The organism is Thauera sp. 63 (genome assembly GCF_000310165.2).
In the GTDB taxonomy this organism is placed as follows: Bacteria; Pseudomonadota; Gammaproteobacteria; order Burkholderiales; family Rhodocyclaceae; genus Thauera; species Thauera humireducens.
Genome location: NZ_AMXC01000002.1, coordinates 323,716 through 349,065, shown reverse-complemented (window position 1 = coordinate 349,065; position 25,350 = coordinate 323,716). Strand labels below are relative to the sequence as shown.

The 25,350-nt window shown below is 67.7% G+C and carries 23 protein-coding genes; 10 read left to right on the top strand and 13 right to left on the bottom strand.

Annotation, left to right across the window (positions count from 1 at the left end; all coding sequences use genetic code 11):
• Nucleotides 1-108: 108 nt before the first annotated feature.
• Nucleotides 109-900, bottom strand: a complete 792-nt coding sequence (locus tag C664_RS03770) for an ABC transporter substrate-binding protein (protein WP_038010794.1) — start codon at nucleotides 898-900, stop codon at nucleotides 109-111.
• 109 nt (nucleotides 901-1,009) lie between these two features.
• Nucleotides 1,010-1,915, bottom strand: a complete 906-nt coding sequence (locus C664_RS03765; protein WP_004253481.1) for an ATP-grasp domain-containing protein — start codon at nucleotides 1,913-1,915, stop codon at nucleotides 1,010-1,012.
• Nucleotides 1,916-1,976: 61 nt separating this feature from the next.
• On the opposite strand from C664_RS03765, the gene C664_RS03760 reads away from it, so the two are divergent.
• Nucleotides 1,977-2,999, top strand: a complete 1,023-nt coding sequence (locus C664_RS03760) for an LLM class flavin-dependent oxidoreductase (protein WP_004253478.1) — start codon at nucleotides 1,977-1,979, stop codon at nucleotides 2,997-2,999.
• Nucleotides 3,000-3,024: 25 nt separating this feature from the next.
• Here C664_RS03760 and C664_RS03755 read toward each other — a convergent pair whose 3' ends face one another.
• The 3 genes from C664_RS03755 to acnB form a co-directional block, all read right to left on the bottom strand.
• Nucleotides 3,025-3,837 carry an ABC transporter substrate-binding protein gene (locus tag C664_RS03755; protein ID WP_004253475.1) on the bottom strand — a complete coding sequence of 271 codons (813 nt, stop codon included), beginning with the start codon at nucleotides 3,835-3,837 and terminating at the stop codon, nucleotides 3,025-3,027.
• Nucleotides 3,838-3,855: 18 nt separating this feature from the next.
• Nucleotides 3,856-6,159: a diguanylate cyclase gene (locus C664_RS03750; RefSeq protein ID WP_004253473.1), complete on the bottom strand. Its 2,304-nt coding sequence runs from the start codon at nucleotides 6,157-6,159 to the stop codon at nucleotides 3,856-3,858.
• Nucleotides 6,160-6,356: 197 nt separating this feature from the next.
• Nucleotides 6,357-8,954, bottom strand: coding sequence for a bifunctional aconitate hydratase 2/2-methylisocitrate dehydratase (acnB, locus tag C664_RS03745; RefSeq protein ID WP_004253469.1), 2,598 nt, complete (start codon nucleotides 8,952-8,954; stop codon nucleotides 6,357-6,359).
• Between the two features lie 279 nt (nucleotides 8,955-9,233).
• On the opposite strand from acnB, the gene C664_RS03740 reads away from it, so the two are divergent.
• The 3 genes from C664_RS03740 (at nucleotide 9,234) to C664_RS03730 (ending at nucleotide 11,854) form a co-directional block, all read left to right on the top strand.
• Entirely contained in the window at nucleotides 9,234-9,632 is a 399-nt protein-coding gene (locus tag C664_RS03740; RefSeq protein ID WP_038010782.1) for a YchJ family protein, read from the top strand.
• A 75-nt stretch (nucleotides 9,633-9,707) separates the two neighbouring features.
• Complete coding sequence (locus C664_RS03735) at nucleotides 9,708-10,091, top strand: DUF6394 family protein (RefSeq protein WP_004253464.1); 384 nt, start codon at nucleotides 9,708-9,710, stop codon at nucleotides 10,089-10,091.
• A 62-nt stretch (nucleotides 10,092-10,153) separates the two neighbouring features.
• The gene (locus C664_RS03730; protein WP_004253461.1) at nucleotides 10,154-11,854 is read left to right on the top strand and encodes an NAD-binding protein; all 1,701 of its coding nucleotides are present in this window, start codon (nucleotides 10,154-10,156) and stop codon (nucleotides 11,852-11,854) included.
• Between the two features lie 26 nt (nucleotides 11,855-11,880).
• On the opposite strand, the gene C664_RS03725 is transcribed toward C664_RS03730, so the two are convergent.
• Complete coding sequence (locus C664_RS03725) at nucleotides 11,881-12,105, bottom strand: RNA-binding S4 domain-containing protein (protein WP_004253458.1); 225 nt, start codon at nucleotides 12,103-12,105, stop codon at nucleotides 11,881-11,883.
• 96 nt (nucleotides 12,106-12,201) lie between these two features.
• Here C664_RS03725 and C664_RS03720 point away from each other — a divergent pair, with 96 nt between their 5' ends.
• The gene (locus C664_RS03720) at nucleotides 12,202-13,110 is read left to right on the top strand and encodes an ATP adenylyltransferase family protein (RefSeq protein ID WP_004253455.1); all 909 of its coding nucleotides are present in this window, start codon (nucleotides 12,202-12,204) and stop codon (nucleotides 13,108-13,110) included.
• A gap of 21 nt (nucleotides 13,111-13,131) precedes the next feature.
• On the opposite strand, the gene C664_RS03715 is transcribed toward C664_RS03720, so the two are convergent.
• From C664_RS03715 to C664_RS03700, 4 genes are all read right to left on the bottom strand, one after another.
• A complete protein-coding gene (locus C664_RS03715) occupies nucleotides 13,132-13,506 on the bottom strand; it encodes a YkgJ family cysteine cluster protein (RefSeq protein ID WP_004253451.1) in 375 nt (124 codons plus the stop codon).
• Nucleotides 13,507-13,743: 237 nt separating this feature from the next.
• Nucleotides 13,744-14,472 (bottom strand): YecA/YgfB family protein, encoded by a 729-nt coding sequence (locus C664_RS03710; protein WP_004253448.1) that lies wholly within the window; start codon nucleotides 14,470-14,472, stop codon nucleotides 13,744-13,746.
• A 54-nt stretch (nucleotides 14,473-14,526) separates the two neighbouring features.
• Nucleotides 14,527-15,228 carry a tRNA (guanine(46)-N(7))-methyltransferase TrmB gene (gene trmB, locus C664_RS03705; RefSeq protein WP_004253445.1) on the bottom strand — a complete coding sequence of 234 codons (702 nt, stop codon included), beginning with the start codon at nucleotides 15,226-15,228 and terminating at the stop codon, nucleotides 14,527-14,529.
• Between the two features lie 30 nt (nucleotides 15,229-15,258).
• Entirely contained in the window at nucleotides 15,259-16,278 is a 1,020-nt protein-coding gene (locus C664_RS03700) for a tRNA dihydrouridine synthase (RefSeq protein WP_004253442.1), read from the bottom strand.
• Nucleotides 16,279-16,468: 190 nt separating this feature from the next.
• On the opposite strand from C664_RS03700, the gene rpmE reads away from it, so the two are divergent.
• Together rpmE and C664_RS03690 are read left to right on the top strand one after the other, a co-directional pair.
• Nucleotides 16,469-16,687, top strand: coding sequence for a 50S ribosomal protein L31 (rpmE, locus tag C664_RS03695; protein WP_004253439.1), 219 nt, complete (start codon nucleotides 16,469-16,471; stop codon nucleotides 16,685-16,687).
• Nucleotides 16,688-16,863: 176 nt separating this feature from the next.
• Complete coding sequence (locus C664_RS03690; RefSeq protein WP_004253436.1) at nucleotides 16,864-18,519, top strand: ArnT family glycosyltransferase; 1,656 nt, start codon at nucleotides 16,864-16,866, stop codon at nucleotides 18,517-18,519.
• A 4-nt stretch (nucleotides 18,520-18,523) separates the two neighbouring features.
• On the opposite strand, the gene orn is transcribed toward C664_RS03690, so the two are convergent.
• Entirely contained in the window at nucleotides 18,524-19,072 is a 549-nt protein-coding gene (gene orn / locus C664_RS03685; RefSeq protein WP_004253433.1) for an oligoribonuclease, read from the bottom strand.
• Nucleotides 19,073-19,230: 158 nt separating this feature from the next.
• On the opposite strand from orn, the gene C664_RS03680 reads away from it, so the two are divergent.
• The 3 genes from C664_RS03680 to rsgA are packed head-to-tail and all read left to right on the top strand — an operon-like array spanning nucleotide 19,231 to nucleotide 21,811.
• On the top strand, nucleotides 19,231-20,505 hold the full coding sequence (locus tag C664_RS03680) for a M48 family metallopeptidase (RefSeq protein ID WP_004253431.1): 1,275 nt from the start codon (nucleotides 19,231-19,233) through the stop codon (nucleotides 20,503-20,505).
• Nucleotides 20,506-20,528: 23 nt separating this feature from the next.
• Complete coding sequence (locus C664_RS03675; protein ID WP_004253429.1) at nucleotides 20,529-20,870, top strand: hypothetical protein; 342 nt, start codon at nucleotides 20,529-20,531, stop codon at nucleotides 20,868-20,870.
• Nucleotides 20,867-21,811, top strand: coding sequence for a ribosome small subunit-dependent GTPase A (gene rsgA / locus C664_RS03670; RefSeq protein ID WP_004253428.1), 945 nt, complete (start codon nucleotides 20,867-20,869; stop codon nucleotides 21,809-21,811). Before C664_RS03675 ends, rsgA begins: the two co-directional genes overlap by 4 nt.
• Nucleotides 21,812-21,820: 9 nt before the next feature.
• On the opposite strand, the gene C664_RS03665 is transcribed toward rsgA, so the two are convergent.
• Both C664_RS03665 and C664_RS03660 read right to left on the bottom strand, forming a co-directional pair.
• The gene (locus C664_RS03665) at nucleotides 21,821-22,627 is read right to left on the bottom strand and encodes an alpha/beta fold hydrolase (protein ID WP_004253425.1); all 807 of its coding nucleotides are present in this window, start codon (nucleotides 22,625-22,627) and stop codon (nucleotides 21,821-21,823) included.
• Between the two features lie 187 nt (nucleotides 22,628-22,814).
• Complete coding sequence (locus tag C664_RS03660) at nucleotides 22,815-25,250, bottom strand: DNA internalization-related competence protein ComEC/Rec2 (protein ID WP_157353926.1); 2,436 nt, start codon at nucleotides 25,248-25,250, stop codon at nucleotides 22,815-22,817.
• Between the last annotated feature and the right edge of the window lie 100 nt (nucleotides 25,251-25,350).

Sequence of the window (25,350 nt, the reverse complement as noted above, 5' to 3'; positions counted from 1 at the left end):
GCACGATGGCCGCGGACAGAAAGCAGAAACATGAAGGCGGCCGTCAGGCCGCCGGTTCGGATGCGAAGCGCCGCGGGCGCATCCTCACGCCCGCGCGCAGCCTCGGAATCACTCGCCGTAGATGTCGTAGTCGAAGTACTTCTTGCGGATCTCGTCGTACTTGCCATTGGCGCGGATCGCCGCCAGCGCCTTGTTGAGCTTGTCCTTGAGCTCGGCATCCTGCTTGCGCAGCGCGATGCCCACGCCTTCGCCGATCACGCCCTTCTCGTCCGCGTTGCGGCCGTGGTAAAGGCCACCGGCGAACTCGTAGTCGGCACCCGCAGGCTGTTTCAGGAAACCACCGTCGGCGACCAGTGCGTCCGCCCAGGCCGCGTCGATACGGCCGGCGGAGAGGTCGAGGTAGGCCTCTTCCTGGCGTGCATAGCGCACGATCGTCACGCCTTGCTCGGCCCAGAAACGGGTCGCGAAGCTGTCGGCTACGGTGCCACGCTGCACACCGATGCGTTTGCCCTTGATCAGGTTCAGCTCGGGCAGCAGGCTACTGCCCTTCTTCGCCACCAGCGCGAGCGGGGTCGCGTAATACTTGTCGGTGAAGTCGACGCGCTTCTTGCGCTCCTCGGTGATCGACATCGAGGCCGAGATCGCGTCGAACTTGCGGCTCAGCAGCGCGGGAATCATGCCGTCCCACTCCTGCTTGACCCACACGCACTTGGCCTTCATCTCCTCGCACAGGGCGTTGGCGATATCCACGTCCAGGCCCTGGACCGCGCCGCTGGTATCGACCGTGTTGAACGGGGGGTACGCCCCTTCGGTCGCGAAACGGATGGTGCTCCAGTCCTTTGCCATCGCGCCCTGGGCGGCCAGGGCCAGCGCGGCGAGCATAAGTGTGCGTCGAATCATGTGGAGTCCTTCATCTTTGTTTATCGCGGCATTCTAACCGCTGTACCCGCCGGGCTGCTTGCGGATTTCACCACAGCGGACCATGTTGCAATGCGCAAAAACCATTGATTCAACGCAGCTTTTCCGCCAGCTCCTGCGCAAGGGCGTCGGCGGCCGGAGGGTGGAAGCGAAAGAACAGCTCGGGCTCGACCAGTTCGAGTTCCATCAAGCGGTAGCCGCCGGCTTGTGCGCGAACGAAATCCACGCGCGCATACAGCGGCAGCGCCGGGCATGCCGCCACCGCCGCCTCGGCAAAGGCGCACTGCGCCGCATCCGGCGCATGCGGGTGCACGGTACCGCCATGGTCGTCCTGCACGCGAAAGTCGCCCGCGCGCGCCGTCTTGCGGATCGCATGCGTCGCGCGGCCGGCGATGACGATCAATGACAGTTCGCCCTCATTCACGATCGCCGGTTCGAAACGCTGCACCATCATCGCCTCGTCGGCCACGCAGCGTGCGAACACGGGCTCGTGCTGCGCCAGCGAGGCCCGGTTCGCGCGGAACGTGAGGCGCGCAGCGCCCGAAACCGCGGGCTTGAACACGATCTCGTCCCAGCCCTCGGCCTCCATGATCGCAGCCAGCGATACGGCATCTCCCCGCTCGACGAAGCGGGTCGGCACGATCGGCACGCCTCGCGCAGCGAGCTCGGCGAGATAGTGCTTGTCCACGTTCCAGCGGATCAGGGGCGCGTCGTTGAAGAGTCGTGTCTCGCCCGAAACGCGCTCGAGCCACGGCGCGAATTCGGTGAAGCGGTCGAAGTAGTCCCAGGTCGAGCGGAACAGTACGCCGCGACATTGCGTCCAGTCCATGTCGCCATCGGACCAGGCCCGGCGCTCCACCCGAAGGCCATACGCCTCGAGCGCGGCCGCGACGAGGCCCTCCTCGCGCGCGATCTGGGCCTGGTACCAGTCGTCGAGGTCGGGGCGGACGTAGCGATCCTCGGTCAGGATCACGACGTCGATCGGCTTTGCATGCATGGGCGGCCTGTGGCGTAATCGGGGGCCGCGATTCTAGCAAGACTCCTGCAGGTCCTCGCCCATGCCCACACCGCCCCCGACCTCCGTTCCGCTCTCGATCCTCGACCTGGCGCCCATCACCGCCGGCAGCACGCCGGCCGACGCGCTGCGCAACACGCGCGAACTGGCCCAGCTCGCCGACCGTAGCGGCTACACCCGCTACTGGCTCGCGGAGCATCACAACATGACTGGCATCGCCAGCGCGGCCACCGCAGTCGTCATCGGCCACGTGGCCGGCGCGACCCAACGCATCCGCGTCGGCGCAGGCGGCATCATGCTGCCCAATCACGCCCCGCTGGTGATCGCCGAGCAGTTCGGCACCCTCGAATCCCTGTTTCCCGGTCGCATCGATCTCGGACTGGGGCGCGCGCCCGGCACCGATCAGCTCACCGCCCGCGCGCTGCGCCGCAACCGCATGGGCAGCGACGACAGCTTCCCGCAGGACGTGATCGAGCTGCAGTCCTACTTCAGGCCGGTGCAGCAGAACCAGGCGGTGCAGGCCGTGCCCGGTGCCGGATTGCCGGTGCCGATCTGGCTGCTCGGCTCCAGCCTCTACAGCGCGGAACTCGCTGCCCATCTCGGCCTGCCCTTCGCCTTCGCGTCCCATTTCGCGCCGCGTTTCCTCGACCGCGCCATCGAGCTCTACCGCAGCCGTTTCCAGCCATCCGAAGCCCTCGATCGGCCCTACGTCGCGGTCGCCGCCAACGCCATCGCCGCCGACAGCGACGCCGAAGCACAGCACCTGATGGGCTCGCTGCGACTGCGCTTTGCCGCCATGGCCCGTGGCGTGCGCGGCCAGCTGCCACCGCCCGAGGCCTTCGTCGAAACCGACTGGACGGCGGCCGAACTCGCCTTCGCGGACGAATCGCTCGCCTGCTCGGCGGTCGGCGCGCCGACCACAGTACGCAGCCAGCTGCAGGCGCTGATCGCGCAAACCGGCGCCGATGAGCTGATCCTGACGGCGCAGATCTTCGAACACGCAGCCCGACTGAAGTCGTTCGCGCTGGTCGCCGACGCCTGGGGGCTCGCGGGGACCGCCAGCTGACGCGCCCGGCTGCCGGCGCGAGCGCTCAGGACGCGGGTTGACGCGCCGCCCAGCGCGCGAAGATCTCCGCCAGCGCCGGCAGCCCCTCGCGAATCGCCACCGGCCCCGGCGCCAGGATCAGCGCCGACTTCACCTCGTGCAACTCGCCGTCGCGCACGGCGGGGACGCTTTCCCACCCCGCCCGCGCAGCGACCCGTTCCGGCCGGAAGCGCTTGCCGCACCATGAACCGATGACGATGTCCGGCGCCCGCCGCGCCGCTTCCAGCGGATCGGCGAGAATGCGCTGCGCTGCACCCGGATGACGCGCACGCTCGGCAAACACGTCCTCGCCGCCGGCGATCGCGATCAGCTCCGACACCCAGCCCACCGCACTGATCGGCGGCTCGTCCCACTCCTCGAAATACACCCGCGGCCGCCGCGGCAGCGCAGCGGCCCGCGCGCGCACCGCATCCATCGTCGCCTCCAGTTCCGCCACCAGGGCCAGCGCACGCTGCGCGGCGCCGACCAGGCGGCCGATCGTCTCGATCATGGCCAGGATGCCGTCGATGCTGCGCTGGTTGAACACATGCACCGTCACGCCGGCCTTGATGAGGTCACGCGCCACGTCGGCCTGCATGTCCGAAAAGCCCAGCACCAGATCCGGTTCGACCGCGAGGATCTTCTCCAGGTCACCGCTGGAGAACGCGAACACCTTCGGTTTCTCCTTGCGCGCGCGGGGCGGAATCACGGTGTAGCCGCTGATGCCGGCAATGCGGTCCTCCTCGCCGAGGGCGTAGAGGACCTCGACCGTCTCGGTGGTCAGGCAGACGATGCGTGAAGGAAGGCGAGCGGTAGTCATGTGTTGAGCATCAGTGTGTCAAGTCTGTTCGCCGGCATACACCCGGACCTGGTTGCGGCCGCCGGCCTTGGCCGCGTAGAGGGCGTGATCGGCCTGTTTCAGCACCGCTTCGGCGCCGGCCGAACTGAGCGCAGAGAGACCGATGCTGACGGTGACCGTCACGCCGTCCCCGCCCTCGCCCCCCTCGCCAATCTCCGCCGACGATTCCGCGATGCGGGCGCGCAGCCGATCGGCGAGCAGGCGGGCATCCTCCAGTCCCACGGCGAGAAGCAGCGCCGAGAACTCCTCCCCGCCCAGCCGGGCGGCCACGTCCTGCTGGCGCAGCCCATTGCGGATGAGGCTGGCGACATGGCACAGCACCCGGTCCCCCGCAGCATGGCCGTAGGTGTCGTTGACGCGCTTGAAATAGTCGATGTCGATCATCAGCAGCACCCCCTGGCGCCCGGGGTTGCTGCGCAGCGCCGCGGTCGCCGCCTCCAGGCTGCTCATGAAGCTGCGCCGGTTGGGCAACGCGGTCAGCGCATCGGTCGAGGCCAGCGTCGCCAGCATCGTCTCCCGCTGCTTGCGGTCGGATACGTCGCGCACCAGCCAGACTCGCCCGAGCTGGGCGTCGTCGCGCATGATCGGCACCCAGTCGATTTCGAAAGTACGACCGTCGCCATCGGTGAGCTCGACCGAGCGCCGGCGCTCGCCGTCGCGGCGGGCATCGGGAACGTGCAGCCAGGCGGCCCGCTGCGGTCCGATCCGGGCACACAGCGCCTCGTGCGTCAGGCCCTGCAGCGCATCCGGATCGTCGCCGAGGCCCAGCAGTTCGCACATGCCGCGATTGACGATCGTCACCCTTCCCGTCGCATCTTCCATCAGCACGCCCCCGGGGAAGCGTTGCAGCAGCGTGGTCAGCCGCAGCCGTTCGGCATCCAGCGCAAGCTCGACGGCGTGGCGCTCGGTGATGTCCGCCAGGGTACCGGCGGCGCGCAAGGGCATCCCGCTCTCATCTCTTGCCACCACCCGCCCGCGGTCGAGCACCCAGATCGTCTCGCCGTCGCGGCGCAGCATGCGGTAGGTAGCGTGGTACTGACGGGTCTCGCCTCGCAGGTGAGCATCGAGCGCCGCATGCACCCGATCGCGGTCGCCGGGGTGGATGTTGGTGTCCCAGGTCGCGAAATTGGGCGCGGCCTCGCCGGGCGCATAGCCGAGTATCTTCGCCCACTGTGCGTTACAGCGGTTCTCGCCGGTCACGCAGTTCCAGTCCCAGGCACCGAGTCCGCCCCCCTGGAGGGCGAAGTCGAGTCGCTCCCGGGCTTCCGCCAAGGCTGCGGTCTGACGGCTCTTCAGCAGGAACAACCGCGTGATCCACAGCGCCGCGAGCAGCAGCGCCGCAGTGGTGAGGAGGTTGTACAGTCCGCTGCTCCGCACCGAATCGCGCACCGTCGCCATCGCCGCCGACTTGCTGAGACCGAGGCTGACGACGAGCGGCCGGTCCGGCACCCGGCGCCATGCGTAATAGCGCTCCACGCCGTCGACGGGTGCGACGACGTCGTAGAAGCCGTGCCGTATCGCGCGGTCCTGCAGGAAGCTACGGTCGTCCGGCACCTTCTTTCCCAGCACGCCCTCGAGCAGATGCGAACGCGCGATGTAGGCGCCGTCCTCACGCAACAGCAAGGCGACATCCGCCGGGTCGGGGAAGATCTCGCGCAGGGCCTGCGACAGGTGTTCCGCCGACACCGAGACGACGATCACCCCCCTGATCTGCCCATCGCGGAGCACGGGCCGCGACAGCTGCACGGTCCATTGGCCCGATATGCGTCCGAGGACCGGATGACTGATGTGCAAGGCCGGCTCGACGCGGTTGAGGTGCACCGCGAAATGCGGCCGGTCCGCGATCGAGACTTTCGTCGCCGCGGCGGTGGCGCCCGCGGGCACGAGGCTGGAAAAGAGGATCTCTCCGCGTTCGTCTGCGATTGCGACCTGCACCACGGCGCCCGCGGGCAAGGCCCCCTGCGCGACGGCGACGGTGCGGCGGAACGTCCGCTCGTCCTCGGTCAGCCAGCTTTCCCCAAGCTGCAGCGTCAGGTAATCCAGCTTCTCGATCATGGTGCTGACCTGCAGCGCCAGTGCGTGCACCGTCTGCTCCGCACGCAACCTGACATTGGCCTCGACCTCGTCGAGCTGGGACTGGTGCGTCTGGCTCAACTCGGACCAATACACGCCCAGGCAGAGCAGGATGGCCATCCAGCCGGCAACGGCGCGCCACAGGGCACTACGCGGGAGAGGAAGCACCGCATCGGTGCGACGGTGATGGAGCAGGAGCTTGGAGAGCAAGGGATCGTGGGCGCCCGCGGAGGGGCGTCGTCATTTTTTCCGAATGATAAACGATGGCCTCACGTCCAGCCGTGACCGGCGCCCGTGGCACCGCTCAATCGGGTTCGGTGGGTGCAGAAAAGACGACGCCCCCGGGCGCACGATGCGCGCCGGGGGCGTCGTCGGGGTCCGGTCGAGCCGGACCGATCAGGCCGGGATCAGACCGTCACGGTGTCCGCCACACTGCGGAACTCCTCGATCTGGTCGAAGTTCATGTAGCGGTAGATGTCGGCGGCCTTCTTGTTCACCACTTCCACCTGCGCCATGTACTCGGCCACGGTCGGGATCTTGCCCATCAGCGCGCACACCGCAGCCAGCTCGGCGGAACCCAGATAGACGCGGGTGTCGATGCCGAGGCGGTTCGGGAAGTTGCGCGTCGAGGTCGACATCGCGGTACTGCCCTTGCGGATCTGCGCCTGGTTGCCCATGCACAGCGAGCAGCCCGGCATCTCCATGCGGGCGCCGGACTTGCCGAGCACGCCGTAGTAGCCTTCCTCGTTGAGGATCATCGCGTCCATCTTGGTGGGCGGGGCGATCCACAGGCGGGTCGGGATGTCGGACTTGCCGTCCAGCACCTTGCCCGCGGCGCGGAAGTGACCGATGTTGGTCATGCACGAGCCGATGAAGACTTCGTCGATCTTGTCGCCGGCGACTTCGGACAGCAGCTTCACGTCGTCCGGATCGTTCGGGCAGGCAACGATCGGCTCCTTGATGTCGGCGAGGTCGATCTCGATCACCGCAGCGTACTCGGCGTCGGCATCGCCCTTCAGCAGTTCGCCGTTGGCGATCCACTCTTCCATGGCCTTGATGCGGCGGCCCAGGGTGCGCTTGTCTTCGTAGCCGTTGGCGATCATCCACTTCATCAGCGTGATGTTCGAGTTCATGTACTCGACGATCGGCGCCTTGTTGAGGTGGACCGTGCAGCCGGCGGCGGAGCGCTCGGCCGAGGCGTCGGTGAGCTCGAAAGCCTGTTCGACCTTCAGGTCCGGCAAGCCTTCGATCTCGAGGATGCGGCCGGAGAAGACGTTCTTCTTGCCCTTCTTCTCGACGGTCAGCAGGCCGGCCTTGATCGCATACAGCGGAATGGCGTTGACCAGATCGCGCAGGGTGACGCCCGGCTGCATCGTGCCCTTGAAGCGCACCAGCACCGATTCCGGCATGTCGAGCGGCATGACGCCGGTCGCGGCGGCAAAGGCCACCAGGCCGGAGCCGGCCGGGAAGGAGATGCCGATCGGGAAGCGGGTATGGCTGTCGCCGCCGGTGCCGACGGTATCGGGCAGCAGCAGGCGGTTGAGCCAGGAGTGGATGACGCCGTCGCCCGGACGCAGGGACACGCCGCCGCGGGTGCTGATGAAGCTCGGCAGCTCGCGGTGCATCTTGACGTCGACCAGCTTCGGGTAGGCGGCGGTGTGGCAGAAGGACTGCATCACCAGATCGGCGGAGAAGCCGAGGCAGGCGAGGTCTTTCAGTTCGTCACGGGTCATCGGGCCGGTGGTGTCCTGCGAGCCGACGGTGGTCATCTTGGGCTCGCAGTAGGTGCCCGGACGGATGCCCTGGCCTTCCGGCATGCCGCAGGCGCGGCCGACCATCTTCTGCGCCAGCGAGAAGCCCTTGCCGGAGTCGGCGGGCGCCTGCGGCAGGCGGAACAGGGTCGAGGGCGGCAGGCCCAGCGCTTCGCGCGCCTTGGTGGTGAGGCCACGGCCAATGATCAGCGGGATGCGGCCACCGGCGCGCACTTCGTCGAGGATCACCAGGGTCTTGAGCTGCGATTCGGCGATCACGGCGCCGTTCTTGAGCGCGGTGACCTTGCCGGAGGCGTGATCGACCTTGAGCTCGATCTCGTCGCCCATGTCCATCTGACCGGCGTCGATCTCGATCGGCAGCGCGCCGGCGTCTTCCATGGTGTTGAAGAAGATCGGGGCGATCTTGGAGCCCAGGCACACGCCGCCGAAGCGCTTGTTCGGGACGAAGGGGATGTCTTCGCCGGTGAACCACAGCACCGAGTTGGTGGCGGACTTGCGCGACGAACCGGTACCGACCACGTCACCGACGTAGGCGACCAGGTTGCCCTTCGCACGCAGGTCTTCGAGGAACTTGACCGGGCCGCGCACGCCGGCCTCTTCCGGCTCGATGCCCGGACGCGGGTTCTTGAGCATGGCCAGCGCGTGCAGCGGGATGTCGGGGCGCGACCAGGCGTCCGGCGCGGGCGACAGGTCGTCGGTGTTGGTCTCGCCGGTGACCTTGAACACGGTCAGCTTCTGCGAAGCCGGGACTTCCGGGCGGCTGGTGAACCACTCGGCGTCGGCCCACGACTGCATGACGGCCTTGGCGTTGGCGTTGCCGGCAGCGGCCAGTTCCTTGACATCGTGGAAGTAGTCGAACATCAGCAGGGTCTTCTTCAGGCCCTCGGCCGCGACCGCACCGACTTCGGCGTCGGCGAGCAGGTCGATCATCGGCTTGATGTTGAAGCCGCCCAGCATGGTGCCGAGCAGCTCGGTGGCCTTGGCGCGCGACACCAGGGCACAGGCTTCTTCGCCCTTGGCGACCTTGGCCAGGAACTCGGCCTTGACCTTGGCGGCGTCGTCCACGCCGGCGGGCACGCGATAGGTCAGCAACTCGACGAGGAAAGCCTCCTCGCCAGCGGGGGGGTTCTTCAGCAGAGCGACCAGCTCGGTGACCTGCTGCTTGCTCAGCGGCAGCGGCGGGATGCCGAGGGCGGCACGTTCGGCGACATGGGCACGGTAGGCTTCAAGCACGGCGACTTCCTCACTTTTCGTGGCGGTGTTCAGGGCTCCGCACGGGGATCGCCCGCGCGAATCGGAAAGAATTATATGTCTTTTATAAGACTTGCGGTGCAGTGCAACACCCGCGCGAAGGAAGCGGGTGCAAAAAATCTTTTGAATTCTACTCCTGCAGCGTGCAGGTTCGTCACATGCGCGTATCGTTTCGGGATGTGACCGGAAGCATACTGCGCACGAACCATCGCACCTTGTGCGGGCAACGTGCCCGTACCCCATCTCACCCACCCGAACCTCATGAAGCCCGCCTCATCCTGCCCCTGCGGCTCCGGCCACCCCCTCGAAGCCTGTTGCGGACCGATCATCGCTGGCCAGACGCCCGCCGGCGACGCAAGAACACTGATGCGCTCGCGCTACACGGCGTTCGTGCTGCAGCGCGGCGACTACCTGCTCGCCACCTGGCACCCGGACACGCGCCCGGCGAACCTCGAGCTCGACGAGGAGCCCCGTCCGAAATGGATCGGGCTCGAGGTCCGCCGAACGGCCACCATCGCCGGTCGCGAACCGCCCGCCGCGGAGGTGGAGTTCGTCGCGCGCTACCGTGTCGGCGGCCGCGCCCACCGCCTCCACGAGACCAGCCGCTTCCTGCTGCAGGACGGCCGCTGGTACTACGTCGACGGCATCATCCACGGCTGACGCAAGCGCTGTGGGCACGCGCATAATCCGAACATCGACCGCCCATCCGCGCTGCACGCCGAGCACACCCAGGCCATGAACCTCGAAAAAGTCATCTTCGGTTTCTTCATCGTCCTTGCCGCCACGCTGAACTTCGGCTTCTTCGTCGGCGACATCGACAACCCGGCACACCACGATGTGTATGAGCTGTTCGCCGCCCTGGTCGTCAGCCTGATCGCAACCGTGCTCAAGTTCGGCGACCGCACGCAGATCGGCGCAGTGCACCTCTCGACGAGCCTGGTGGCCGACCTGCAGTTGATCGCAGCCGCCATGGTGTGGGGTTATGCCGCACACGTCTCGGCTTCGGGACTGAGTCCCGAGATGGTGTCGAGGATCGTCTCGCTCTCAGGCGGCGCGCTGTTCGCCAACATCGTCTCGGTGATCATCCTCATCGCCGAGACGATCATGCAGCGCCGCTGAGCCCCGCCGCGCGACAAGGCCCCGACGTGCAAGCCCTGCCCCGCCACCACAGCATCTTCCTCATGATCCTGCGCCGCCTGCGCGCGCCGCTGATCCTGCTGATCGTGCTGATGTCGGTATCCGTGCTCGGGCTGACGCTCGCACCCGGCCAGGACGAGCACGGCAACGTGCAGTACCTCAGCTTCTTCCACGCCTTCTACTTCATCAGCTACACCGCCACCACGATCGGCTTCGGCGAGATCCCCTACAGCTTCTCCGACGAGCAGCGCCTCTGGGTCGTCGTCAGCATCTACCTGTCGGTCGTGGGCTGGGCCTATACCCTCGGCTCGGTGTTCAGCCTGCTCTCCGACCGCAGCCTGCAGCAGGCCATCGCTACACAGCGCTTCGTGCGCGCCGTGCGCCGGCTGCGGGAACCCTTCTACCTGGTGTGCGGCTACGGCGAGACCGGCCGCCTGATCTGCAGCGCGCTCGAGCGCATAGGGCTGCGCTCGGTGGTGATCGAGATCGACGAGGCCAGGGTTGGCGAGATCGAGTTGCACAGCTTCTCCGCCGATGTGCCGGCGCTGTGCGCCGACGCATCCAGCCCGGAGACACTGAAGTACGCTGGCCTCACTCACCCGCACTGCGCAGGCGTGATCGCCCTGACGAACCAGGACGCCACCAACCTCGCCATCGCGATCGCCGCCCGCCTGCTGGCGCCGAAGCTGCCGGCACTGTGCCGCGCGGAGCACCGGGAAACCGCCGCCAACATGGCGTCCTTCGGCACCCGCCACATCATCAACCCCTTCGAGCGCTTCGGTGAAACGCTCGCCCTCGCCCTGCATGCCCCGGCCGCCTCGCAACTGCTCCGCTGGCTCGCCGGCCTGCCCGGCAGCACCGTAGAGCGCCGGCGCGATCCGCCCCGCGGCCACTGGATCGTTTGCGGCCATGGGCGTTTCGGCCGCTCGATGGTCGACGCGATGGACGCCGAGGACCTGCCGGTGACGATCATCGACCGCAACCCGCTGCCCGACGGCACCCATCGCTGGGTACATGGCGACGGCACGGGCGCCGGCGCCCTCCGCGAAGCCGGCGTGCTGCAGGCAACCGGCATCGTCGCCGGGACAAGCTCCGACGTCGACAACCTGTCGATCGCGGTGACCGCGCGCGAACTGAACCCCGGCCTGTTCGTGATCCTGCGCCAGAACCAATCCGCCAACCAGGCGCTGTTCGACGCCTTCGAGTCCGACATCACCGTGCTGCCGAGCGAGATCATCGCCCACGAATGCCTCGCAATCCTCGGCACGCCCTTGCTCGCCCCCTTCCTGCGCGAAGTGCGCCTGCGCGACGAAACCTGGTGCGCGGCCCAGCTCGAACGCCTGGCCGGCCGCCTGGGCTGGACCGTGCCCGAGGTGTGGAGCGAGCGGGTGAATCTGGCCCGGTCACCCGCCCTGCACAGGCGCCTGATGCAGGGCGAGCACCTGACGCTCGACACCTTGCTGCGTTCGCCCACCGACCGCAGCAGCGCGCTCGATTGCGAGGTCCTCTACCTGGACCGCGATGACGACGATCATCTCCTGATGCCCGCGGGCAGCACGGTGCTGCGAGCGGGCGACGAGCTGCTGCTCGCCGGCACCCGGGACGCGCGGAACGATCTGGCGCTCAACCTCGCCAACGAGCACACCCTCGAGTATCTCGTCACCGGCAAGGAGCTGCCCGGCGGATGGATCTGGGAACGGCTGTCACGCGACAGCCGCCGCCCCATGAAACCGCTCCTGCCCTGACGGCGTCGATCTCGCGCCGTTTTCCCTCAGGCGCCGTCGCCGGCGACGAGCACGATCTCCTCGCCGCCGAGCTGGACACGCTGACCCGGACGCAGCTTGGCGCGCTTGCGGCTTTCGACCCGCCCATCGACCCGCACCTCGCCCGCCTCGACCATCGCATGTGCGGCACCGCCCGAACCCACCAGGCCGACGGCCTTGAGCAGTTGATCGAGCTGGATGTGATCGCCGCGAACGGCAAAGGAAATGCTCATGAAGCGCTCCGCAAAGGGTTCGGCTACCACCCGCATGGGATGCGTACGGGCGTGGCCATGTCAGAATCCGGGAATTGTCGCCCGTTCCGCCTGCCCATGAACAGCTTCTCCGCTACCGCCCCGCTCGACTGCCGCAGCAATGCGCTGCTGGACCTCTCCGAGAAGACGATCCGCAATGCGCTGGCCACCGGCGCACTGCAGCCGATCGAAACCGAAAGCACGACGCTCACCGATCGTGGCTTCAGTTTCTCGGTTCGCTGGGTGTCGTCGCTTGCCCTCAAGGATCGCGCCCGCGTAGACACGGTCACCCGCCGGCGGCCGGACTTCAATCCCTTCCTGCCCCCCGAGCCCGCACTGACGGTCAGCCGACTGGGCGCGCAGCACTTCGTCGTGCTCAACAAGTTTCCGGTGATCGACCATCACCTGCTGATCGTGACACGGGCGTTCGAGGCGCAGACGGCGCCGCTGACGAAGGATGATTTTCGCGCCCTGGCGACCGTGCTCGCCGCACAAGGGGGGCTCGGTTTCTACAACGGCGGCAGCGTCGCCGGCGCAAGCCAGCCGCACAAGCATCTGCAGTGGGTACCCGAAGCAGCCCTGCGCGCTGACGATGGTTTTGCGACCTTCAGCAGCGGGCTGGACAGCCAGCAGACCGCCGAGGCGCAGACCAGGGCAGAACTGCCTTGGCAGCACGCCTTCATGAGCCTGGCCGACATCGACTGGTGCGACGCGCCGCAGGCGGGCAGGCAGCTGCAGCTGACCTTCGAAAGCGCCTGCCGCGCCCTCTCGCTGCCATCGAACGCCAACCCGATGCCACCCTACAACCTGCTGGCAAGCCGCCAGTGGCTTCTGGTCGTGCCCCGCCAGTTCGAGAAATGGCAGGACGTCTCGGTGAACGCGCTGGGCTACGCCGGATCGCTGTTCGTGCGCAGCCCGGCGCAGATCGAGAGATTGCGCGCCGAGGGTCCGCTGGCGGTGTTGCGTGCGGTCGGCTATCCGCGCTGAAGGTGGGCAGACGGGCGACGCTCAGGCGGCCTGCGGCAGCGGCGCGTTGGGCAGCGGAGAACGGGGCAGCGGCGGCAAGCCGATCGTCGCGCGCAGTTCGTCACATTTCGGATTGGGCGAGCCATCCTCGAAATACACCGGGAACTCGCGACAGGGCGTGGGACGGTTCTCGTAGATGGTGCACGCAACCTGCTCGCCCACCTTGCCCGACAGCGCCGAACAGCGGCGCGGCACCTCGTTGCTTCCCTTCATGCAGCGCATCGTGTGGTTGAGCTTCTCGGTCATGCCTGCGGGCACGAATCCCCCGGGTGCGTCGTCTGCCTCGGCCCAGTAGAAGGAGATACGGAAGTGGGTGCAGCAGATGCCACAACTGATGCAGGGATTCGGGTCTTCCATGAGCGCTTTCTGGAGCAGGTTGCAGGACCGGGTTCGGCGCGCATTCTAGCGGCTCGCACGGCGCCTGCAAGAGACGGAAAGCGCTTTTCGATCAATCGTTTGCGGACAATATTTCAGCAATAGAACTGTCATTGCACGACAGTCCTCCCCTTGAGCGCGCGCCCCTCGTCACGCACGGGCGCGAGACTGCGGCACGGAGGGCGCCGCAATCCGCTCAAGGGAAGCCGTGGCCCGGCCTCAGCTCAACGCACCGCAGCACTTCTTGTACTTCTTGCCGCTGCCGCAGGGGCAGGGGTCGTTGCGACCGGGGCCGGCGACGGCGGGCGCGGCCGGCGCATCGGCCTGCAGCACCTGCGGCGCCGGCAGGCCGATGTCACGCCAGTGGGCGTAGATGTCATTGACCGCCTCGCCCAGCGCCCCCAGCCAGCCGAGGCGCGTCTCGTCGTCGGCCTCGGCAGCGGAATCCTCGGCCCACGGCGCCAGCACTTCGTCGAGCGTCTCGCGCACGGCCTCGACCGCCTCGGCGTCGAGTCCCTCCTCCCAGCCTTCCGGCCAGAGGTCGAGCCCCTGGGCGAAGCCCTCCAGCCACTCCTCGCCAATCTTTAGCGGATCGCCCTCTGCGATGGCGAAGCAGAACGGCTCCCAGCACACCTCTTCCTCATCGTCCAGGCCGAGGGTGGTCACCATCTCGTTGTGGTAGGCCTTCACCAGTCGGATCGCGCGCTGCAGCCCACTGCCGCCGCCAAAGCTCGCTTCTTCTCCATGCGCCGACCACACGTTGGGCAACCAGCGTTCGACCGCAATCGGCCGCGGCGAAATGAGCACGCCGGCGAGGAAGCCGTCGAGCATCTCGAGATCCATGCAGTCCTCGGGCACGATGTCCGAGGTCAGCACCTCTTCGAGCGCCTCGAAGTCGTCATCGCTCATCAGGTAAGGATTGTCTTGCTGGGGCGTGGTCTCGGTCATGGCAGTTCTCCGGAAATGGGACGAAGGGTGGCCCAAGCCACGGTGATCGGCAAGTCAAATCTCGCGCGGGTGCGCCACAGGGCGCGCAGCGTCGAGGTCGAGCGTGAGCCGGTAAAGGGTCTGCCCCGAGTCGCGGTACTTGCGCTCGAACGGTGTCAGCGGCACCTCGGCCTCGAACGCGCCCCAGGGCACGTCGTGCCCGAGCACGATCGACAGCGCGGTGGCCATCTCGTGCATATAGACATCCCAGTTGCTGCGGCATTCCAGCACGCCGCCCAGCCGCGGAATGAAGGGGAACACGGGGTGGGCATGCCAGCGCCGGGCGAGATGGCCGATCTTGGGCCAGGGATTGGGATACAGGATGTAGTGCCGGGCGAGCCGCAGGTCGGCCTCGTCGAGCAGGCGCCAGAAATCGACCAGATCCGCACGCACGAACACCAGGTTGCGCGGCATCAGCGCATCCGGATAGGGCTTCTTGCGTTCGAGGCGGTCCTGTGACTGATCGACGCCGATCACCCAGTGCTCGGGATGGGCGCGTGCGATCTGGATCGTGCTGTGTCCGACACCGCAGCCGGCATCGAGGATCAGCGGCGCAGCGCGGTTCCAGTCTGCGAGGGCCGCATCGAAGGCTTCCCGGTTATAGGGCGCGATCGGTTTGCGGAAAGGCTCGGCAAGGTGTTTGCGCACCACCGCCTCGAGGCGCTCATGCACGCCGGACTGGGCGCTTTGCGGGATACGGGAATTGGCGTAGCTCATGATGAATCCAGTCTGTTGCGGCGTGCGGGCTCAGGCGGCTTCGAGCAACCGCAGCGCCCTGGCCGGCGCCATTGGGCGGACCGCGGCGGCCGGCACGCCATGCAGCACGAGCATGCACTCGATCTCGGGCAAGGTGCGCAGGGGGCGGATCGCCGCGAACAGATGCTGAGCCTGCAGGTAGTTGCGCGCCAGCAGGTGCAGCCACTGCTTGATGCGGCCGGGTGCATGCCGTGGCTCGACCTTGCGCAGCACCCGGTCGCGGAAATCGCCCAGCAGCGGCAGGAGGGCAGCCCACTCGCGGGCACGTTCGTCGGCATCGGGCACATCGAGCCGGCCGGCACGGATACGCGCGGCCAGAAAGGGATCGGCGACCGCGCCACGGCCCAGCATCACATCGGCGGCGCCCGACACCGCCCGGCAACGCTGCCAGTCCGCCGCAGACCACACTTCGCCGTTGGCCACCACCGGCACCGCGACCGCTTCGGCGATGCGCGCCACCCATTCCCAGTGCGCCGGCGGCCGGTAACCGTCGGCCTTGGTGCGCGCATGCACAACCAGCCCCCCGGCACCACCATCGACCAGCGCCTGGGCACATTCGACGGCACGTCCCGGATCGTTGATGCCAAGCCGCATCTTCGCCGTCAGCGGAATCCGTTGCGGAACGGCGCGGCGCACCGCTGCCGCGATGCGGCCGAGCAGTTCCGGCTCATCGAGCAGGGCCGCGCCGCCACGATGGCGATTCACCGTCGGTGCCGGACAGCCGAAGTTGAGGTCGATGCCCGCCGGCGCCAGCGCCGCGAGCCGCGCGGCATTCTCCCCCATGCAGGCCGGGTCCGAGCCGAGCAGTTGCACCCGCACCGGAGTCCCTCCTACGGTTCGACTGCCCTGCTGAAGCTCCGGGGAAAGACGGCGGAAGAAGCGTTCGGGCAGCAGCGTGCCGGACACGCGCGCGAACTCGGTCACTGCATAGTCGTATCCGCCTGACGCGGTGAGCACCGCGCGCAAGACGTCATCGAGCAGACCTTCCATGGGGGCGAGCAGAAGACGCAAGCCGGGAATTCCTATCAGACAATCGGACGGACGCGTGCCGAAGCGGGCCGCGCAAAGGACCGCAATTCTAATGCAGTCCGGCGCGAAACCCCTTTTTTCGCTTGCCAGTCCTTGCGCGCCAGCGGATAATCTCGCCTCTTTACCAATCAGGGCGGTCACAACCGCCGCCCGCTCGAATCAGGAATCGATCATGAAAGCGGACATCCATCCGAAGTACAACGACGTGAATGTGACCTGCTCCTGCGGCAACACCTTCGTCACCCGCTCCACCCTCGGCAAGCCCCAGTACCACGTCGAAGTCTGCTCCGCATGCCACCCGTTCTACACCGGCAAGCAGAAGATCGTCGACACCGCCGGTCGCGTCGAGCGCTTCCGCCAGAAGTACGGTAACGTCCAGCGCGCCAGCTGATCCCGGCCGCGACACTGGAACATGCGCCCGCCTGCGGGCGCACCGCAAGAAAGGCAGCTGCGGCTGCCTTTTTTCACGTCTGGCCGCATGCCCCATGCATCTCCGGCCTTTGGCCGGCATTGCATCCCGCCGTCCGGGGCTTTGCCTCGATCAACGCTCCGCCCCACAATGCGCGAATGACTCGAGAACCCGAAACACCTTCCCTGCTGCAGCGCCGCATCTACGGCACCGTCGGCATCGCGGTGCTGGTGGCCCTTTACCTGCTCGTCGGTCTTGTCGGCCACGACCCCTGGCGCGGCGATGACGCGCGCTACCTCGGTCCGATCCTGAGCATGCTGCGTGGTGAGGGCTGGCTGTTCCCGATGCTGGCGGGCGAGCCACTCGTCGACTACCCGCCGCTCTACTACTGGGTGGGTGCCCTGCTAGCCTGGGCCGGAAGCGGGTTCCTCGCACTGCACGAGGGCGCACGGCTCGCCAGTGCGGTATTCGTCGCCATTGGGGTGTATTTTTCCGCGCGTACCGCCGAGGCGCTGTATGGCCGCCCGGCCCGGACGCCCGCCGCGCTGCTGACGATGGGCGGGCTTGGCCTCGTGCTGCACGCCCACGAGATCCAGCCCCTGCTCGCCGTGCTGGCCATGCTGGCGATGACGCTGCGCGGCCTCGCACTGGTGCCGCAGCAGCCTGTCGCCGGCAGCCTGCTGGCCGCCGCAGGCACGGCGCTCGCATTTCTCGCCGGCGGCATCGGGGGCCTGATCGCCACCGCCCCCCTGTTGCCACTGGTGATGATGCTCAGCGCCGACTGCCGCACGCCGCGCGCCAGTGGCGCGCTCTTGCTGGGACTCTGCCTGGCCCTCGCGCTTGCGGCGCTGTGGCCGCTGGCCATCCACCTGAGTCAGCCCGATCAGCTGGGTCTCTGGCTGCGCGGCGAATGGGCACGCTTGAGCGGCCCGGCGCTGTCGGGTGGCGACATCGTGCGCGGACTCGAACTGCTGGGCTGGTTCACCTGGCCGCTGTGGCCCATCGTGCTGTGGAGCCTGTGGCGCGCCCGCCGCACCATCAGCCAGTTGCGCTGGCTGCTGCCGCTGCTGAGCGCCGTCCTCGTGCTGACCCATTTCGTCATCCAGGGCGACCTGTCCCAGGCCAACGCCCTGCCCCTGATTCCGGCGATGGCGCTGCTGGCCGCCGCCGGCGTACCCACACTGCGCCGCGGCGCCGCCAACGCCTTCGACTGGTTCTCGCTCATGAGTCTGGCCGTATTCGGCATCCTCGTCTGGCTCGCCTGGTCGGCGCAGGCCGTGGGCTGGCCGCCAGGCCTGGCCCGGCACGTGGCGCGCAATGCGCCGGACTTCGTGCTGCACCAGCCGGGCCTGCAGCTTGCGCTCGGCGCCGGCATCACCCTGCTGTGGATCGCGCTCGTCTCCAGGCTGCCGCGCTCGAGTTCGCGGGCGCCGGCAAACTGGGCCATTGGCCTGACGATGCTGTGGTGTCTGGCGGTCGTGCTGCTGATGCCGTGGTTCGACAACGGCCGCAGCTACCGCGAGACCGTTCGCTCGCTCGAGATCGCCGTGGCGGGCGAGCGCAGCAGCACGCCCGGCGCCTGCATCGCCAGCACCGGTCTGCCGGACCACGTGAAGAGCTCGCTGGATTACTTTGCCGACATCCGGACCGTACCGATCGTAGGCGACAGCACGCCCTGCCCGCTGCTGCTGGTCATGAACGACCGCAAGCCCGTCATGCGGCTCGCACCCGAATGGAAACCCGTGTGGGAATTCCGCCGCGGGGCCGGCCGCCGCGCCGAAACCTTCACGCTGCTGCGACGCGAAGGGTCCTGATACCTCATTCCAGGCGCAGGAAATTGTCGCGGTAGTGGCGCAGTTCGGAGATGGACTCCTGGATGTCGGCCAGCGCCGTGTGTGCGCCCGACTTCTTCACGCCGGCGTACACCTCGGGCCGCCAGCGCTTGGCGAGTTCCTTCAGCGTGGAGACGTCCAGGTTGCGGTAGTGGAACCAGGCCTCGAACTGCGGCATCCAGCGCGCGAGGAAACGGCGGTCCTGGCACACCGAGTTGCCGCACATCGGCGAGGTGCGCGCGGGCACCCACTCCTTCAGGAACTCGATCATCTGCGCCTCGGCCTCGGCCTCCGACACCGTCGACGCACGCACGCGATCGATGAGACCGGACTTGCCGTGGGTGTTCTTGTTCCAGTCGTCCATCGCATCGAGCACCTCATCGGGCTGATGCACGGTGATCACCGGCGCCTCGGCGATGGTCTCCAGCTTCTCATTGGTCAGCACGATGGCGATCTCGATGATGCGATCGCCATCGGGTTCGAGGCCGGTCATCTCCATGTCCAGCCATATCAGGGTGTTCGGGTCCTGTGCCATAATCCGTGCGCCTTTCTGACGTATTCATGCGAAACATTCGAGGGCGCGATTGTGTCACAGAACGTGTTGGCATTCGGCGCAGACCGGAGCCGACGCCCGAACCGCCCGTCGCCTGTCGGCCCGGGCCTGCCTGAAACGCTCGACCCCACGACCGCACCATGTCCGCAGACCCTGTTTCCTCCGCTGCCAGCGGTTTCGCCGCCCTCTTCGTCACGCTGCTGCTGCTGAGCCTGGTCGTCAAGACCGGGCTGATGCGACGCCAGATCCGCCATGTGCTGGCGCGCCGCGAGCAAGTTCCGCAGGCCTTCGCCGAATCGATCACCCTCGCCTCGCATCAGCGCGCAGCCGACTACACCGCCGCGCGCATGCGCCTGGCGATGTCCGAGATCGCGGTAAGTGCGCTGTTCGTGCTGCTGCTCACCCTGGGCGGCGGACTGCAGGCGATCCATGACGCCTGGTCCGCCATGTTCCCGCCGGGCGGCATCGCCCATGGCGTTGCCCTGCTGGCCACGCTCGGTGTGCTCGGCTGGCTGATCGACCTGCCGTTCGTGCTGGTCAAGACCTTCGTCATCGAAAAACGCTTCGGCTTCAACCGCATGACGCCGGGCCTGTTCGCGGCCGACACCGCACGCGAGGCTGCACTGGCCGCGGCGATCGGCCTGCCGCTGCTGGCCGTGCTGCTGTGGCTCACCGCCGCGATGGGCAGCCTGTGGTGGCTGTGGGTATGGGCCTTCTGGCTGTCGTTCAACCTGCTGGTGATGCTGATCTGGCCGACCTTCATCGCTCCGCTGTTCAACCGCTTCACCCCGCTCGCCGACGAGGCGCTCAAGACCCGCGTCGAAGGCCTGCTGGCGCGCTGCGGCTTCCAGTCCAAGGGTCTGTTCGTCATGGACGGCTCGCGACGCTCGGCCCACGGCAACGCCTACTTCACCGGCTTCGGCGCCTCCAAGCGCATCGTGTTCTTCGACACCCTGCTCGACAAGCTCAACCCGGACGAAGTCGAGGCGGTGCTGGCGCACGAACTGGGCCACTTCCGCCACCGCCACATCATCAAGCGCCTGGCCGTCCTCGCTCCCGCCAGCCTGGCCCTGCTCGCACTGCTGGGCTGGCTGATCGAGCAGCCCTGGTTCTTCACCGGCCTGGGCAGCACGGCCACCGACACCGCGACCGCGCTGGCGCTGTTCTTCCTGGTGTTGCCGGCCTTCACCTTTCCGCTCGCCCCGATCCTGAGCTACTGGTCACGGGTGCACGAGTTCGAAGCCGACGCGTATGCCGCACAGCAGACGCGCGCGGCCGATCTGGTCGCCGCGCTGGTCAAGCTGTACCGCGACAATGCCTCGACACTGACACCCGACCCGCTCTATTCGCGTTTCTTCGATTCCCACCCGCCGGCCGCCCTGCGTGTCGCCCGCCTGCAGTCCCTGCAGTCCTGACCCCCACCAGAGGAGACGAGAACATGACGACCCCGCGCCCCCACACCCGGAATGCACTTCGTATCGCTGCGAGCATCGCCCTCGCCAGCCTCGCCGCGCCGGCCGTGGCCGATCCCTTCCCCGGCGCTGACCTCGCCGTCGCCAAGCAGATGCATGCCGCGCAATGCGTCGAATGCCATGCCAAGCGCTTCGGCGGTGAGGACGGCTCGGAGATCTACACTCGCTTCGACCGCCGCGTGACCACCCCCAGCGGACTCGCGCAGCAACTCACCGCCTGTACCACGATGCTCAACCTCGATCTTTTTCCCGAAGACGAGCATCACCTCGCGGGCTATCTCAACACGCACTACTACAAGTTTCAGTGACCCAACGACACCAGCGCAGTAACAAGGGCGCCTCCGCGATCGAGGGCGTGATCGTTGCCGCCTTCGGCCGCCATTACGAAGTCGCAACGCCTGCGGGCCGCCTGCAGTGCTACCCGCGTGGCAAGAAAAGCAGCTTCGCCTGCGGCGACCGGGTCGCGGTCGTTCCCGGCGGCGACGGCCAGGGCGTGATCGAAACCCTGCACCCGCGCCGCAACCTGCTGTGGCGTTCGGATGCCTTCCGCGAAAAGCTGATCGCCGCGAACCTCAGCCATATCCTGATCGTCGTCGCGACCGAGCCGGGCTTTTCCGATCTGCTGGTGTCACGCTGCATCGTCGCCGCCGAAAGCCAGGACATCACGCCCCTGATCGTGCTGAACAAGGCCGACCTGGGGGAACGACTCGAGGCGGCGCGTGCGCAACTCGCCCCCTTCCGCGCACTCGGCTATGAGGTCATCGAGGTGTCGGCCCTGAACGGGGCCGAAGGGCTGATGAAGCGCCTGGCGGGTCTCCACGCCATCCTCGTGGGGCAGTCCGGCATGGGCAAGTCGACGCTGACCAACGCCCTGATCCCGGAGGCGAATGCCGCCACCCGCGAGATTTCCGAAGCCCTGGATTCGGGCAAGCACACCACGACCTTCGCCCGCCTCTACGCGCTGGACGGCACTGCGCCCGACAACGCCCACGGCTGGCTGATCGACAGCCCGGGCCTGCAGGTCTTCGGCCTCGCCCACCTCGCAGCGGACGACCTCGCCGAATCCTTCATCGAGTTTCGCCCGCTGCTGGGCCAATGCCGCTTCCGCGATTGCCGGCACGAAGCCGAACCCGGTTGCGCACTGCTGGCGGCGCTGGCCGACGGTCGCATCCATCCTCGGCGCTTCGAGCACTACCGCACCATTCGCGCCGAGATCGCCGAAGCGAAACGACTCAACCCCGGCTGGTAAGGCCGGGACTCAAGCTGCCAGCAGGAAGTCGCGTACGACGGCGATCTGCGCGGGATCCATCAGCATCGGCGCGTGACCGACGCCAGCAAACTCGACCGTCCGCGCCCGCGGGCCCTGCTCGGCCATGGCAAGGAAGGTCGAGCGCTCCAGCAGGTCGGACTCGGCACCGCGCAGGGCCAGGGTCGGACAGGCGACGCGCTCGTACACCGGCCACAGGTCGATGTCCTCGCTGACGGGCGCCGCGCGGAAGACATCGCCCAGGCCCGGGTCGTACACCATCGCAAAGCCGCCGCCGGGACCACCCACCGGACGCACCGAAAAGTTGGTGAGGTGCCGCCACTGGGCATCGCTCAGCGGACCGAAGGGCGCGCTCACCATGCGGATATAGGCCTCGGCGGCCTCCATCGTCGGGAACTTCGGCGCCGTACCCACGTACTGTGCGATGCGCTGCAACGACACCGCAGTGATCACCGGACCGACATCGTTGAGCACCAGCCGCGCGATCGGGGTATGTGGCTGACTGGCGACGAGCATGCCGATGATGCCGCCCATCGATGTGCCGACCCAGTTCACCTGCTCGACGTCGAGCCGCGCGATGAGCGTGATCATGTCCGCCACGTAAAGCGGGAAGCCGTAGTCGGCCTTCACCGCCAGCCAGTCGCTGCGCCCGCGCCCCACCACGTCCGGACACACGACGCGGAAATCGTCGGCCAGCGCCCGGGCGAGATCGTCGAAATCGCGTCCGTTGCGTGTCAGCCCATGAACACAGACAACGACACGCGGATTGTCCGGCGCCCCCCATTCCGTGTAGGCCATGCGATGCAAGCCATGAGGTCCGATGCACTGGACGTGCCGTTCCCGCACCCCCTCCAGCGGGCGGGACACTCGATGAGACGACGGAACGGCAGCATTCGGTTCGAAAGACAGGGACATGGCAGGGAGCTGTGGTTGACGCGACGAGCCCGAGTCTAGCACCGCTGCGGACAGGCCCCGTGCCACGCATTCAGCGGCCATGCCAGTAGCGGGGCTCGACCTGCCGCTGCGCGCTCAGTTCGACGCCGTCGCCCTCCCCGGGCGGAAACAGCGCGTGGACCGCACCCTGGCTGTCAGTCCGCCAGTTGCGCGCACCGGCCTGCGCCCAGCGCGCCCACACCTCGGGATGCGGATGGCCGAAGGGATTGCGGTGACCGGCGGAATGGATCACCGCCTCGGGCAGGGTCGCCACCACGAGCGCGTCCGATGACGACGAACGACTGCCGTGATGGCCGCTCACCACGACCTCGGCCGCCAGCTCACCACCGCCACCGTGCTCACGCTCGACGATGTCACGCTCGGCCGCGGCACCGACGTCGCCCATGATCAGCAGGCGCCCTGCGGCGTTGCTCACCCGGAGCACGCAGGAACCGTCGTTGTCTTCGGTCGACGCGCGGTGTTGCATCGGCGGTGTCGGATGCAGGAACTCGAAACCGACGCCATCCCACGACCAGCCCGCGCCTGCAAGACAGGGTGTCACGCGGACGCTGTCCAGGCCTGCCCGATGCGGCGCATCGGGAAACGCGCCCCCCATCAGCCAGCGCTCCACCGCGATGCCACGGGCGACACTCTCCGCCCCGCCGACGTGATCCTTGTCACCGTGCGAAAGCACCACGGCGTTCAACCGGCTCACCCCCGCGGCAGCCAGATAGGGCAGCACCACCCGGTCGCCGGCATCCGCACTCGTGCCATAGGGCGGCCCCGCATCGAACAGCAGGTCATGTCTGGCGGTCTGCACATGCACGGCGAGCCCCTGACCGACATCCAGCACCGTCACCCTGAATGCGCCCTCTTCCGGACGAGCGCCCTGCCAGGCCACCAGAGCGGCAACGAGCACCGCAGCGGCCAGCCGACCCGGCGTGCCCCGCGGCAGCAGCAGGATCATCATCCCGACCACCGCAGCCAGCGCCAGCCACAATGGTGGCGAAGGCTGGCGCCACAGCGCCATGTCCAAGCCCGACAGCCACTCCACCCAGCGCATCGTGACGGCGGTCACCGCATGCGCCAGATGCAATGGAAACTCGAACGGCAGCAACGCAGCGACCAGCACCAGCGGCGTCACGACGAAGCTGACGACCGGAATGGCGAGCGCGTTGGCAAGCGGCGACAGCACCGGAAAGGCATTGAACATCAGCACCAGCAGAGGCAGCAGCGCAACGCTGATCCCCATCTGGATGCGCAGCGCAGCCCGCCATTGCGACTCGCGCGCGGGCCGACCCGTGATCAACAGCAGGATCACCCCCACCGCGCCAAAGGACAGCCAGAAACCCGCCGACAGGCATGCCCACGGGTCGGCGATCAGCACGCACAGCAGGGCCACCGCCAGCACGCGGGACGGTGCCGCACGGCGATCAGACAGCAGCGCCGCCACGACGACCGCAAGCATGATCAAGGCACGTTGCACCGGAATACCCAGACCGGCCAGCAACCCATACGCAGCCGCCGCCCCCAGGGCAGCGATCGCCTGTGCCTTGCGTACCGGCCAGCGCAACACCAGTGCCGTCCGGCGGCGCCACACCCAGCCGGCGACGGCACCTGCAACGGTCGCCACCAGCGTGATGTGAAGCCCGGAGATGGCCACCAGATGGGCAATGCCGGTGCGCCGGAACACCTCCCACTGCGCCGGCGAGATGCCGCGCTGCTCACCGATCGCCAGCGCGACCAGCATGCCGGAATAGGGCCTGTCGCCGAGCGCGACGATGAAGCGCTCACGGATGTCGCCTCTTAGCCGATGAATCCACTGCATGGCCGATCCGGGCTCCGCAGCCAGCCGCTCGGCCGATCCGCGCACATGCCCGGTGGCGCGGACGCCCTGCTCGAGGAGCCAGGCCTCGTAATCGAACCCACCCGGATTAGCCTGGCCATGGGGGCGTTTCAGGCGCACGGAGAAGCGCCACGCCTCGCCAGCGCGCACGACCGGGAGCGCTGCCATCCCGTCCCGTGGGCGGTACCACGACAGGAGCAGGTGCTGCGGCACCCCCTCGGGCGGCGACGCGAGCTCGAAGTGAAAACGTACGCCCTCGTCCAGCAGTTGCGGCAGCGCGCTCACGCGGCCGGCGACCATCACATCGCGGCCTTCCAGGTCGCTCCGCAGCGCATCCGCCAGGCGCCAGTCGGCGCGCACCGCAGCCCAGGAGAATCCGAGCACGGCGGCGCATGCCAGCACGACACAGCGTTGCCCGAAAGACCACGACCGACCCGCAGTGCGAGTGCCTGTGCCCCTGCTGCCGAGGGACAGCAGCATCGCCGCCGCGGCCGGCCCCTGCGCCAATACCAGCGCCAATGCCAGCACCACTCCCAGCACCACTCCCAGCACCGCTCCCAGCGCACTCTCGGTCACCGGCAGGTCCGGCTGCATCTGGAGCACGACGACCCCCAGGGCGAAACTTGCGGCGAAGCGTCTCATGTCCGCCATGTTGCCATTGGCATACACACACGGACAATCCGGCCCGCACCCTGTCCTCGCAAATTCACGTTCTGCGACACATTCGCCGCCTTCGGCCGTA